This is a genomic window from Bacillus sp. 11B20, assembly GCF_056098985.1.
On the sequence record NZ_JBLZWZ010000006.1, the window covers coordinates 135,677 to 149,020 of the forward strand.

Here is a 13,344-nt window from a genome sequence, read left to right on the forward strand (position 1 = left end):
TCCGGCTCGATAAAAGCATCAAAAGAAAAATTGCGTTTCAAAGCTGATTTTGAGATACTAAAGGATAGATTGAATGAGGATAAAGGAGATCGACATGACGGAAAATTGGGCATTTTTGAAAGAAGCAAAGCCATTTATTCAAGAGAACTTTCAAGCGGCTGGCTTCGAAAAACCAACAGCTATACAAGAAAAAACAGCAGAGTGGATTACGGAGAAGCGTGATGTGATCGCAGAATCGCCAACTGGAACGGGGAAGACACTTGCGTATGTTCTGCCGCTTTTAAATAAAATTGATGTCAATATCAAGCATCCGCAAGTCTTAATCTTGGCACCTTCAAGAGAGCTTGTGATGCAAATCTTTGATGTCGTGCAAGAGTTCAAACAAGGATCAGACATCAAAGCGGTTTCCTTGATTGGTGGAGCGAACATCAAGAAGCAGCAAGAAAAGCTAAAGAAACACCCGAACATCGTTGTGGCGACACCTGGCCGAGTACAAGAATTAATCAAAATCAAGAAACTGAAAATGCATGAAGTCAAAACGATCGTATTAGACGAAGCAGATCAACTTCTTGTGCCAGAGCATATGAAAACGATCCAAGCGATCATTAAGTCCACATTAAAAGAAAGACAAATCCTTTGTTTTTCTGCCACGTTGAAAGAAGAAACCGTTCAGCTGATCAAAGAAATGACATCTGAACCAGAAGTATTGAAAATTGCTAGAAGTGAGGAAGAAGCGCAGAAAGTGGGTCACTATTATCTGTTATGTGATCAGCGTGACAAAGTGAAACTACTGCAAAAGCTATCACGGCTTGAGGACATGCAGGCGCTCGTTTTTGTGCGTGACATTACGAACTTAAGCATTTATGCAGAGAAATTAGCGTATCACCATGTCGACCTTGGTGTCCTTCATAGTGAAGCAAAAAAAGCTGAGCGTGCTGTAATATTAAAATCATTTGAACAGCGTGAATTCCCGCTCCTCCTTGCAACAGATATTGCAGCAAGAGGAATCGATATTGATGACCTGCCATATGTCATTCATGCAGATATGCCAAATGAAGAGGGCTACATCCACCGTTCAGGCAGAACCGGACGTGCTGGAAAAGAAGGCGCAGTCATCAGTCTTGTCACACCTCAAGAGCAATCAATGCTGAAAAAAATGGCGAAAAAGCTAAATCTTTCGCTTGAAGAAATTGTGTATAAGCAAGGCCAGCTGCAGCTTGCGCCCAAGCAGGCATAAGAAAAGGACCCTTCCACATGGAGGGTCCTTTTTTGTTATGAAATTTTGACAAGCTGTTTTCCGACATTTTCCCCTTTGAATAATCCAAGGAATGCATCAGGAATGTTATCAAAGCCTTCAATGATTGTTTCTTTATATGTGAGTTTGTCTTCTTTTACCCATTGTGCGAGATCCTTCGCTGCCTCTCCAAAACGATCTGAATAGTTGGCAACGATGAATCCCTGCATCAATGCGCTTGTTTTGATGAGTTTTGTTTGCACACGCGGACCGATATCTTCGCTTGCGCTAATATTATAAGAAGAAATGGCACCGCATACTGGAATGCGTGCAAAACGGTTCAAATGATTCATCACCGCATCTGAAATTTCGCCGCCTACGTTGTCAAAGTACACATCAACGCCGTTAGGACAGGCTTTTGCAATCGCATCATCTAAATCATTCGTTGTTTTATAATTAATCGTTTCATCAAAGCCTAATTCTTTTAAATAAGCGAGTTTATCATCAGATCCGGCAATTCCCACGACGTGTGCGCCTTTGATCTTAGCGATTTGTCCCACAACGGAACCAACGGCACCTGCGGCTCCAGAAATGACAACCGTCTCGCCTTCTTTTGGCTGACCAATCGCAAGCAGGCCAAAGTAAGCGGTTTGCCCTGGCATCCCCAAGATGCCTAAATAATAGGACAATGGCGCAATGGACGGATCAATTTTAGTCAGAGATTCAGCTTTGGCAGTGGAATATTCTTGCCAGCCAAGGAATCCAAGGACAAAATCACCCTTTTCAAATTGAGGCGATTTCGACTCAACGACTTCTCCGACGACACCGCCCTGAATCACTTCATTTAGCTTGAACGGAGGTGTATAGGATTTTGTATCCTGCATTCGTCCTCTCATATAAGGATCTACAGAAACATATTTCGTTTGAACCAAGACCTCTCCATCTTGCGGTACAGGTATATCTACTGTTTCAAAATGAAAAACATCTTTTGTAGGTAATCCTTTTGGACGTTTAGCTAATTGAATTTGCTTTTGTTGACTCATGTCAAATCCTCCCTTTCACTTACAGCCTAGATTTACATTAACATGATGCTTCTTTTCGTTCAAAACATACGGTCTTTTCAAAACACACACAAAAAAGCAGCCGCCATCTCATCGAAGGGGACTACTTTTTCTGAAAAGATACAGAGAGGAGCGGCGGGAGACAGCCAAACAGCTGATACACATCCGCATCACGTTCTTTTAACAAATATTCGTTTGCATTTTGCATGGAGGCTTTCATCATATCGCGCGTCACAAAAGGAAAAAGGATATTCAAATATGAGGACAACAGGTCTTGTGGATCTTGATCAATTGACTCGATATCTCCAATGTTAATAATGATGGAAAAGAGATAATCAATGGAGATGCGAAAGTGCTGTTCGGCAAACAATGTAAGCGGCTTTGTATTCGCTTCTTCAGGATTCCACTTTTGAAAAAGCTGTTTCACCAAATCACTGACAACCCAAGCATTAAACTGCTGCTCCGCTGAAAAGTAATACATCAGCTCTCCCTCATTTCTAGCCTCCAGTATAAGAATTGTACAACAAATCAACAGGAATGAACACGATATTTCAGAAAATTTAGTCATTTCAACAGGCTTTTTGTCAAAAATAAGTCGATAGGCATGGTATGTTCATTAAGCAAATTGGATGTGCTCTTGTAAGGTTTAATGTCAAAAGTGACGGGTAAAAGATTCGTAAGACGTTAAAGGAGGAATATAAAATGAAACCTGTTGTAAGAGAGTATTCAAATGATGAAACACTTCAAAGAGATGTAGAGCAATTAAAATCGATCGGTGTTGCAAGAGAGGACATTTATGTTCTATCCCATGACGATGATCGAACAGAGCGTATTGCAAATAATGCAGATGCCAATACGATAGGCTCAAGAGAAGTTGGACTTAAACATGCGGTTGGGAACATCTTTAGTAAAAAGGGAGATGAACTCCGCAATAAAATTCATGAAATTGGTTTCACCAAAGAAGAAGCTGAGACATTTGAAGAACATTTAGATGAAGGGAAAGTGCTTCTCTTTGTCACAGATCATGAAAAAGTGAAAAACTGGGCGTAAACGCCAACTGAAAAAGCCTCTTACTTTTGTAAGGGGCTTTTTTTCATGCTTCCATGTCTGAAGGAGAGACATATATCTTTTTTATGATAATAAATAAATACATAAGTATGGAATAAATAGTAAACGCTCTAATTGAAAATGCCGCTATACCAAAGAAAAACATGGGGAATCAGAAAAAAATAGTCGAAATATCACAAAAAACCATTCGGGAAATAATTATTGTATCTTTCTATTTTGATTTAAAATTAAATAAAAAACTTGTGTAATTTAGTAGATAAATTTCTTAGTTCTATTGGTTTAAATTGTATTTTTATGTAGAAATAATTGTTTTAAGGTCAAAAAACCACGAAAAATACCTGTATTTTCAATTAGGAAATTCATTTTAATGTTTAGGAAATAATTTGTTGACAAAATAAACTAAAAACAATATATTTGGCTTATTCCAGTCATTATGGAATTAGTTGTTAAATTTCTGATGAGTTTATTCGGAGCATCACTTAGTGAAAGGGGGTGGCAGAAACCAAGGCCTAAGCGCCTTTAAGTTACAAAAGGGTTTACTAAAACAAAGCAAAGAATCATGTACTTGAAGAAAAAATGATAGTCAATCTAAACAGTAGATTGGTTTTTCTACTATGAACACTTTGCAAGAGATAGTCAAAAGGCGTTAAGTCCTTATACAAAAGAGAAAGCGGTTTCAATAAAGAGTGTGAGTTGATCGAACGGTGAAGGAGGTGAACTCATATGAAAAAAAGAGAGAATAAGCTGAGGCGAGGCGGCCTTCAAACGGCTGCATATGAGGAGGATGAATGCTGAAAAAGAAGAGTGAACATGTGGGATGCTTCTCTCCTTTTTCAGACAAACAGATTTTCCTAAAAAATCCATCTTTCATTTTAACATAAGGTTTTTGGCTTGAAAACCACCTTTACCCGAAAAGACGATTGTGAATTGAAGGAGGTTTCATGATGAAAAAGGCTTTGTACCATGAAGACAGTGAATTGTATTTAGAAAAGATGCGCATGGCATTCCAAGAGCATTATGAGCAAAGAACAGATATGTGGTCCACTGATCCATCCTTAACAGACGCAGCAGTGATGTCATTAAAGGCATGGCGTTCAAGGGAAAAGAATGCACTTGCTTCTGTACTGGATATCGGGTGCGGCAACGGCCGTGCACTTGAACATTTAAGCGGGCTTTCCGCATATGTCGGTATCGATCTGTATGAGCATGAGGAGTGGGAAGGGTTACAGAAAAGAGAAACAGTTCCTGTCCACTTTGTTCATCAAGATTTTATGTCATGGTCCATGGATCAGGGACGCGGGATGCAGTTTGATTTGATTTTAGATCATGGCTGCTTTCATCATCAACATCCTGATGATCATGAACGTTATTTAAAACAGGTCTCTTCTTTACTTCATGAAGGCGGTGTCTTTTCACTTGTTGTCTGGGGAGAAGAGTGGAAAACAGGATTAATCGGAGAAGATGGCCGTTTTCATTTTTCGTTTTCAGATTCTCAGCTTGGCGAAAAAATTTGTACATCAGGTCTTGAGCTTGTATCCATATCACCATTACAAGCGAAGGCCGGAATAAGCCAGCATCATGTCATTGCCGTCAAAATCTAGTACAAAGGTGAGTGATTCAAAGCTAGCAGAGGTGTTCATGTTAAGAAAGAGCGCCTGCCAATCAAGGGTGTTTGCTGCTCTGACAAAAAAAGCATATGAACCAAGATTTCTGCTCCTTTGTACTGGAAATGGACAAGGTCTAAAGCGATGAGAGACACTGCACATTCATTTCCTTCTGCGGGAGCACACAGGCAGAGGGAGTGCGTACACATATTCATCACTCCATCACTGCGCTATGGGTGCAGTGATGAATAGGGGGGAGACAAATGAACAAGTTTGTAGATGAATTACAATCAATGATTCATCATTTTACCTTTCAAGAAAAACACTATTTGCTCGTGGGGCCTGTGAATTTGCCAATTTCCATTCAACATGAAGAAGTGCCATTTAAGTGGTATGCCTTCGCACCTGTTGAACGGGATACAAAACCAACGATCGAATCGATTGTCCAAATGAGTACCGCGCAGCAAACCTTTTCCTCTTGTCTCTTATTTGGCGACTTTGAAAATGAACGGCCGCCGCTTGTGCGAATCCATAGTGTCTGCCAAACAGGTGATGTGTTTGGGTCACTGAAATGTGACTGTGGTCCACAGCTTGCATTATCACTGAAGAAAATCACCGATTACGGAAAAGGTATGCTGGTGTATATGGCCAATCAAGAAGGGCGGTCTATTGGGCTGATGGCAAAAGCATTGACGTATAAATTACAGGAAATGCAGCTGGATACTTTTGAAGCCAACCGCCTGATCGGCTGCGGGGATGATGATCGGCATTACGAGGAAGCAGCAGCAGTTTTGCACTATTTAAACAAAGGGAAACCATTGCATTTACTAACGAACAATCCAGATAAAGTCGATTCTATTGCAGCTTACGGTCTTCCTGTTTTGCGGTTTGATCATACGGTCGAAGCCTCTCTCTACAATGAAGCCTATTTAAAGGCAAAAGCAGCCTCAGGGCATATGGTCGATGAGAAGAAATTAATTAATCAATAGACGAGTTTATTGAAAGAAGGCGGGAGAAAAGCGTGAAACCTGATATCAATTGGATTCAAATTCCAAGCGGCTATGCAACGATTGGAAGTAATGAAGAAGATATGAAAAAGGCATCAGAATACTGGAAGGACAAGCTGCTCAATCCAACCTACGGCCGTGAGAAAAAATTTCAAAAATGGCTGTACAAAGAATTTCCATCCTATCAGCCGTATATCAACGAATTTTTTATCTCAGATACGGTCGTCAGCAATGAACTGTATCAAAGCTATTGTGATGAAACAGGACAGACATACCCAGAGAGCTTAACGAACGAAGAGCTTGGCGGGGGAAAAGATCATCCAGCTTGGGGCATGGACATTGAGGAAGCCTTCTCGTTCTGTCAGTGGCTGAGCGGGAAACTGGGGATGGATGTGTCGATTCCTACGGAAGAAGAATGGGAGTATGCTGCCCGGGGAAACACGAGAAATCAATACCCGTGGGGAGATGAGTTTGATCCTTCTTACTGCAATACACACGAATCAAATATTGAAAAAACGACGCCTGTCCGTCATTACGAAAAGGGCAGATCCTTATTTGGTCTTTATGATATGGGGGGCAACGTCGAGGAATGGGTCAACACCAAATATCACGTATATGAAGGCGGCATCGAGGTCGTCGATGATTTAACGGAAACACTCGGAAGTGACTACTACATTTTAAAAGGCGGCTCCTTCGCAAGAGGTGGAGATTTATGCAGAGTCGCAAGAAGACACGGGAAGCACCCAGATCCCGTTTTTCGATTTACTGGTTTTCGTTTAGTGACTCGTCAAAAACAACATATAAAGGTGGGAGTGTAAAACTATGCATAGAGGACCAATTACATCTGTTTTATCAACTCAGCACGACCAAATCGTTTACACTGGCGGCTATGACCGCTGTATTTATCAGTGGAACCGGGAGACAGGAGAAGGAACGTTCATTGGCAGTCACGAGCATATCATTAACTCAATATCTCTTTCTGAAAACGGAAAGTATTTAGCGAGTGCATCGTCAGACTATACCATTCAATTATATGATACAGGCACAAATACACGAATCCGCACGTTGTTTGGTCATGCGGATGATGTAGAAGCCGTCGCTTTTGCGAAGCAGGATACTTTGCTTGTATCCGTATCCAGAGATAGAAGATGCTTAGTCTGGGATATCGAAACGGGTGCTATTTTAAGAGAATTCCATGGTCATAGCAAAGATGTATTAGCTGTATGGATACATGGTGATAAAGCTTACACAACAGGTGATGATGGATACGTCCTTGTATGGCTGTATGAGACCGGAGAAATTGTAGGGGAAATTGGCCCGTTTGATTATGAACTGGATACGATCAGCGGCAGCAATCAAAAAGAAGTATTCGCACTTGGCAGAGATGATGGCACCGTTATTATTTACGATGCGGCGACTTTACAGGAGAAGAAAATCATCAAAGCCCATTTACAGGGCGTCAAGCGCGTGAATTTTTCTCCAAGCGGTAATTACTTGCTGACAGCAGGCTACGACCATTTAATTAAGCTGTGGAATTATGAAACAGGTGATTTAGTCGATACACTGCTGCCTCATAAATATCAGTGGGAGCGCTCGCTTGTCTGGACAGAGGATGAGAAGTCAATACTAGGAGCCAGCTTTGGAAAAACATATTGTGAATGGTCGATTGAAAAGGGCAAAGTCATATCAGATGAGATCGAAATGGCGACACCATCTATCAATGACATTGCGCTGACTGATGCAGGTGATATTATTACCGCATCAGATGATGGAAAATTCAGAAAAAATGGAATGGAAATTGCTAAATCAACGGGCGTTTTAACGAATGGAGTAGCTGTTGCACGGGATGGAAGCTATTATGCGTGGGGAGACCATGCAAGTCAGGTGCATATTGTTCATGAATCATTACAGCAAATGGTTTCGTTTGATCTCAACACAGGTCCGGTCAACAGCGTGTATTTCCACGAGGAGGATCGTCAATTTTATATTGGAACTTACGGCGGTTATGTCCATGTCATTTCAACAGAACACTTAAAGGAAATCGGCCGTTCCAAAGCACACGATTGTGCGGTCAAAGCATTAAAGGTAGAAGGAGATCATATCATCACAGCAGCGGTTGAAGGAACCATCTGTCTTTTAGATAAAAAGAGTTTATCCTTAAAAGCGGAATACATCGGTGCGACAGAGCTGTTAAATGATGTCTTTATTGATAGTAAACGAGATCGTATCGCCATTGTCAGCCGTGACAAGAATGTGAGATTGTTTGATTTGCATACTGGAAGAATTTTAGACCAGCATAACGAACACCAGTATTCGATTAAATCGGTCACAGTCACAGACTCTGGCTATATTGTAAGCGGCGATTATTGGGGCTATATCGTAGTGTGGAATCCAGAGCTGGATGTCAACACCGGCCCAATTAGAATTGCCAAAAATGGGATTAGTGCCATCAGACAATTAGGCAATGATGTATACGCAAGCTCATACGACGGCGGGATTTATCACGTTCGAGAAGATGGGACGCATACCGAAGTATTACGCTTATTTGAACAATTTCCGAAAGAAGTAATCTCTCATTAAGAAAAAGAATGTAAGCGGGGGATTCTCATGATAAGTGTTTGCAAGGAACATATGAAAAAAGGTCTGTCTGTACTCAATTGTCCGCATGTGCTCCTCATTAATAAATATGAATGTCGCAAATGCTGTTTTTGTAAACAACGAGCATCTTATAAACTTTTTTATTCCTTGCCTTACTATGATCGATCTGAAAAGAAACGGATGGAAAAAATATAGCACATGAGAATAGAACTCCTTCATTCCCTGAAGGAGTTCTTTCCCTTGAAAGAGAGGAAAGGAGACTTACATGAAAGACGATGTTTTTTATATGAAGCTAGCGATTGCCAACGCAAAGGCCATGAAAGGACAAACCTCACCAAATCCGCTTGTCGGGGCAGTGGTAGTCAAAAAAGGTGAGATTGTTGGAATTGGTGCTCACATGAAGGCTGGCGAACCGCATGCTGAAATTCATGCGCTGCAAATGGCAGGAGATAAGGCGAAGGGAGCTCATATGTATGTGACGCTCGAACCTTGTTCGCATCATGGAAAAACAGGGCCTTGCTCAGCAGCGATAATAAAGAGCGGGGTGAAACGTGTGGTCATTGCCACTGGGGATCCAAATCCGCGTGTAGCAGGTAAAGGGGTCACGATGTTGAAACAAGCAGGGATAGAAGTAGAAGAAGGGATATGTAAACGGGAAGCGGACAGCTTAAATCTTCCTTTTTTTCATTCCATACAATCAGATCTTCCATATGTCATATTAAAAACAGCCATTTCGTTAGACGGAAAAATTGCAACAGCTCATCAAGAAAGCAAATGGATTACGGGAACAGAAGCGAGGAATGAAGTGCAGCAATTACGTCAAGAAGCAGATGCTGTGATAACAGGCGTCGAAACCATTATTCAAGATGATGCAGGTCTTATTGTAAAAGATTCATTCGTGACACAGCCCATTCGTGTCATTTTAGATTCCACCTTAAGGATTCCGCTTCATGCGAAATGTTTAAACGATCATATGGCAGAAACCATTATTTGTACCTCAAACAAGTACGATCAAAAAAAATACCATCAACTGGTGCAAAAAGGACATCAGGTCTTTATCACAAGCGGAGAAAATCGGACAGACATCCATGATGTGTTACGCATGCTGAAGAAGCGTTCTGTCATGTCGGTACTTGTGGAGGCGGGAGGAAGTGTGAGTGCATCCTTTTTAGAAGCATCACTTGTGAACGAAGTCATTATTTATATGGCACCATTATTAATTGGAGGGAAAGATGCACCTACTTTCTTTGAAGGAGAAGGTACGAAAACATTAAAAGAAGCCATCCGTCCAAAAGATATGGATTATAGTATGGTAGGAAAAGATTTAAAAATGACGATGAGACTTTAATGAAAGAAAGACCTTGTATATGAAGTGCAAGGTCTTTTGATTAATAAAAAAATAAAAGTGTACATACACCTTTCTAAATCATGATGAATACGATGGATGGGGGTGATTCTATGAGAAGATGTAGACAATGCGAAAAGACATATCCAACTCATTCGACAGACCACTACCAAAAAGGAAGCTGGTATGATGCGTATAAGGATGATGGCTGGGAATGTGATAGTTGTAAGAAAGGAAGATCAGGGAAGCCAGGAAAACCAGTGAAAAATCCTTGCTGCGGAAAAGATCCTTGTGTTTGTGTGATTCAAGGTCCGCCAGGCGGGAGAGGAAGAAGAGGCCCAGCAGGTCCAGCGGGTGCAGTGGGTCCAGCGGGTCCGGCAGGTCCAGCAGGTCCAATCGGTCCAACAGGCGTAGGTTTAACAGGCATTCTGGCATTTGATCCAGCAGTAGCATCAGCCTACCCAGTAGGGCAAGTGGTGACATACGATGGCAGTACGTATGTGGTCAATTCAGCACCGCCATTAGGGACGCCTGATACATCACCGGACTATACGCTTTTAGCTGCTGCAGGAGCAACAGGTACAGGACCAACAGGTGTTACGGGAGATCCCGGTCCGACTGGGGCAACCGGCGCTACCGGTGTAGGTCTAACTGGAGTTGTTCCGTTTGATGCGGCAGCGGCACCAGGGTATCCAGTAGGTCAAGTGGTGACATATGAAGGCGAGACGTATCTTGTAAACACAGCATCGCCAACAGGTACACCCGATACTTCCCCAGATTATACGCTTTTAGCTGCTGCAGGAGCGACAGGAGTTACGGGCGCCACCGGCACAGGAGCAACCGGTGCAACAGGTGAAACGGGAGCGACCGGCGTCACAGGAGCAACGGGGGAAATTGGTCCAACCGGCGCCACTGGAACAGGAGCAACCGGAGCCACAGGTGAAACGGGAGCGACTGGCGTCACAGGAGCAACGGGGGAAATTGGTCCAACCGGCGCCACCGGCACAGGAGCAACCGGAGCCACAGGTGAAACGGGAGCGACTGGCGTCACAGGAGCAACGGGGGAAATTGGTCCAACCGGCGCCACTGGTACAGGAGCAACCGGTGCAACAGGTGAAACAGGAGCAACCGGCGTCACAGGACCAACAGGTTTAACTGGGGTAACTGGTGAAACAGGGGCAACAGGAGTGACCGGAGCGACTGGAGTCGGTTTATCCGGAGTCGCAGCGTTTGATCCAGCAGTAGCGCCAACTTATCCAGTAGGTCAAGTGGTGACATATGAAGGAGGAACCTACCTTGTTAACACGGCGCCACCAACAGGCACACCAGATACGTCACCAGATTATACGTTATTGGCCGCTGCAGGAGCGACTGGCGTTACAGGAGCAACCGGTACAGGAGTCACGGGTTCCACCGGCGCAACAGGAGTGACAGGACCAACGGGAGAGGTTGGTCCAACCGGAGTCACTGGCGTCACAGGAGCAACAGGAGAAATTGGTCCAACCGGTGCCACTGGTGTTACGGGAGCGACGGGGGAAATTGGTCCAACGGGAGCTACTGGTACGGGAGCCACCGGTGAAACAGGTGCAACAGGGGTCACAGGAGCGACAGGAGAAACTGGTGCCACCGGCGTCACAGGACCAACAGGTGCAACAGGGGTAACTGGTGAAACCGGGGCAACAGGAGTGACTGGAGCGACTGGAGTCGGTTTATCCGGAGTCGCAGCGTTTGATCCAGCAGTAGCGCCAACCTATCCAGTAGGTCAAGTGGTGACATATGAAGGCGGAACATATCTGGTCAATACAGCACCGCCAACAGGCACACCGGATACTTCTCCAGACTATACGTTATTAGCAGCCGCAGGTGTTACCGGAGCCACCGGCGTCACAGGAGCAACTGGGGTAACCGGTGATACTGGAGTCACAGGAGTAACCGGAGCGACAGGAGCAACTGGTGTAACGGGTGATACAGGAGCAACGGGAGTCACGGGTACAGGAGTGACCGGAGCCACAGGAGATACAGGAGCGACCGGCGTCACAGGTGTTACTGGAGCAACGGGAGCAACGGGAGCAACGGGAGCAACGGGAGCCACCGGAGTAACGGGTGTAGGATTAACTGGCATCCTGGCGTTTGACCCAGCTACAGCCCCAACCTATCCAGTAGGTCAAGTGGTGACATATGAAGGTGGAACCTATGTTGTGAATACAACACCACCAACAGGTACACCAGATACGTCCCCAGACTATACGTTATTGGCCGCCGCAGGTATTACCGGAGCAACAGGAGTAACCGGGGCAACTGGGGTAACAGGTGATACAGGAGCAACGGGAGCAACAGGAGTAACCGGAGCAACTGGGGTAACGGGTGATACAGGAGCAACGGGAGTCACGGGTACAGGAGCGACCGGAGCCACCGGCGTCACAGGAGTAACAGGAGCGACCGGAGCCACTGGCGCCACGGGTTTAACAGGTGCAACTGGGGTAACCGGAGCAACAGGAGCAACGGGAGCAACGGGAGTAACCGGAGCCACTGGTGTTACGGGTGATACAGGAGCAACGGGAGTCACGGGTACAGGAGCGACCGGAGCCACCGGCGTCACAGGAGTAACAGGAGCAACCGGAGCCACTGGCGCCACGGGTTTAACAGGTGCAACTGGGGTAACCGGAGCAACAGGAGCAACGGGAGTAACCGGAGCCACTGGTGCCACAGGTTTAACAGGTGCAACAGGAGTAACCGGAGCCACCGGCGTCACAGGTACCGGAGCAACAGGTCCAACAGGTGTGACAGGATCGAGTGCGATCATTCCATTTGCTTCAGGTACACCTGCTGTCCTGACAACAATTGCAGGCGGACTTGTTGGAACATCCAGTTTGATCGGATTTGGTAACTCAGCGACAGGTGTCAGTATTGTAGGCGGAGTTATTGATTTAACAGGCGCTGCGGGTACATTAATCAACATGGCGTTCTCAGTTCCGAGAGCTGGAACAATCACGTCATTTGCCGGCTATTTCAGCACAACAGCAGCTCTTTCTTTAGTTGGCACGAGTGTTACCGTAACGGCTAGTCTGTTCGCTTCACCGACACCAAATAACAGCTTTACACAAGTAGCGAGTGTCACATTAGCCCCAGCTTTAACTGGAGTTTTAACACTGGGTGCTATTTCAAACGGTATTGCGACTGGTCTAAATGTACCAGTCACACCTGAAACAAGATTGCTTGTTGTATTCTCTGCATCCGCTACAGGACTATCCTTAGTAAATACCGTAGCAGGCTATGCGAGTGCTGGTTTATCGATCACGTAATAGGTATACAGGGATGACTCGATTCTGAGTCGTCCTTTTTTGTTTGAAAGAATTTTCTCTTAACTTAGTAAGAAAAAATGATATCATTTTCTTAGAGTCTATTCGGGTGAATCTACTGAATTAGG

The 13,344-nt window shown here is 44.4% G+C and carries 10 protein-coding genes; 8 read left to right on the forward strand and 2 right to left on the reverse strand.

What is annotated here, in order from left to right; translation table 11 throughout:
• Positions 1–94 precede the first annotated feature (94 nt).
• On the forward strand, positions 95–1,237 hold the full coding sequence (locus ACN6NB_RS03445; protein ID WP_058837808.1) for a DEAD/DEAH box helicase: 1,143 nt from the start codon (positions 95–97) through the stop codon (positions 1,235–1,237).
• A 35-nt stretch (positions 1,238–1,272) separates the two neighbouring features.
• On the opposite strand, the gene ACN6NB_RS03450 is transcribed toward ACN6NB_RS03445, so the two are convergent.
• A complete protein-coding gene (locus ACN6NB_RS03450; RefSeq protein WP_058837807.1) occupies positions 1,273–2,277 on the reverse strand; it encodes an NADP-dependent oxidoreductase in 1,005 nt (334 codons plus the stop codon).
• 121 nt (positions 2,278–2,398) lie between these two features.
• Positions 2,399–2,776 (reverse strand): YfmB family protein, encoded by a 378-nt coding sequence (locus tag ACN6NB_RS03455; protein ID WP_041087183.1) that lies wholly within the window; start codon positions 2,774–2,776, stop codon positions 2,399–2,401.
• Between the two features lie 221 nt (positions 2,777–2,997).
• Between ACN6NB_RS03455 and ACN6NB_RS03460 the strand changes: the two genes are divergently transcribed.
• From ACN6NB_RS03460 to ACN6NB_RS03490, 7 genes are all read left to right on the forward strand, one after another.
• A complete protein-coding gene (locus ACN6NB_RS03460) occupies positions 2,998–3,345 on the forward strand; it encodes a YflT domain-containing protein (RefSeq protein ID WP_039177084.1) in 348 nt (115 codons plus the stop codon).
• Between the two features lie 962 nt (positions 3,346–4,307).
• On the forward strand, positions 4,308–4,964 hold the full coding sequence (locus ACN6NB_RS03465) for a methyltransferase domain-containing protein (protein WP_144491769.1): 657 nt from the start codon (positions 4,308–4,310) through the stop codon (positions 4,962–4,964).
• Between the two features lie 266 nt (positions 4,965–5,230).
• Entirely contained in the window at positions 5,231–5,956 is a 726-nt protein-coding gene (locus ACN6NB_RS03470; RefSeq protein ID WP_034282729.1) for a GTP cyclohydrolase II, read from the forward strand.
• Between the two features lie 32 nt (positions 5,957–5,988).
• Positions 5,989–6,792 (forward strand): formylglycine-generating enzyme family protein, encoded by an 804-nt coding sequence (locus ACN6NB_RS03475; RefSeq protein WP_039177089.1) that lies wholly within the window; start codon positions 5,989–5,991, stop codon positions 6,790–6,792.
• 4 nt (positions 6,793–6,796) lie between these two features.
• Positions 6,797–8,554, forward strand: a complete 1,758-nt coding sequence (locus tag ACN6NB_RS03480) for a WD40 repeat domain-containing protein (RefSeq protein ID WP_058837805.1) — start codon at positions 6,797–6,799, stop codon at positions 8,552–8,554.
• Between the two features lie 283 nt (positions 8,555–8,837).
• Complete coding sequence (gene ribD, locus ACN6NB_RS03485) at positions 8,838–9,920, forward strand: bifunctional diaminohydroxyphosphoribosylaminopyrimidine deaminase/5-amino-6-(5-phosphoribosylamino)uracil reductase RibD (RefSeq protein WP_126681363.1); 1,083 nt, start codon at positions 8,838–8,840, stop codon at positions 9,918–9,920.
• Between the two features lie 110 nt (positions 9,921–10,030).
• Positions 10,031–13,219 carry an exosporium glycoprotein BclB-related protein gene (locus tag ACN6NB_RS03490; protein WP_474253235.1) on the forward strand — a complete coding sequence of 1,063 codons (3,189 nt, stop codon included), beginning with the start codon at positions 10,031–10,033 and terminating at the stop codon, positions 13,217–13,219.
• Positions 13,220–13,344 lie beyond the last annotated feature (125 nt).

Bases quoted from the DNA above. Each gene is read 5' to 3' on its own strand.
- ACN6NB_RS03445 (WP_058837808.1), top strand. From the start codon at position 95: ATGACGGAAAATTGGGCATTTTTGAAAGAAGCAAAGCCATTTATTCAA.
- ACN6NB_RS03450 (WP_058837807.1), bottom strand. From the start codon at position 2,277: ATGAGTCAACAAAAGCAAATTCAATTAGCTAAACGTCCAAAAGGATTA.
- ACN6NB_RS03455 (WP_041087183.1), bottom strand. From the start codon at position 2,776: ATGTATTACTTTTCAGCGGAGCAGCAGTTTAATGCTTGGGTTGTCAGT.
- ACN6NB_RS03460 (WP_039177084.1), top strand. From the start codon at position 2,998: ATGAAACCTGTTGTAAGAGAGTATTCAAATGATGAAACACTTCAAAGA.
- ACN6NB_RS03465 (WP_144491769.1), top strand. From the start codon at position 4,308: ATGAAAAAGGCTTTGTACCATGAAGACAGTGAATTGTATTTAGAAAAG.
- ACN6NB_RS03470 (WP_034282729.1), top strand. From the start codon at position 5,231: ATGAACAAGTTTGTAGATGAATTACAATCAATGATTCATCATTTTACC.
- ACN6NB_RS03480 (WP_058837805.1), top strand. From the start codon at position 6,797: ATGCATAGAGGACCAATTACATCTGTTTTATCAACTCAGCACGACCAA.
- ribD (WP_126681363.1), top strand. From the start codon at position 8,838: ATGAAAGACGATGTTTTTTATATGAAGCTAGCGATTGCCAACGCAAAG.
- ACN6NB_RS03490 (WP_474253235.1), top strand. From the start codon at position 10,031: ATGAGAAGATGTAGACAATGCGAAAAGACATATCCAACTCATTCGACA.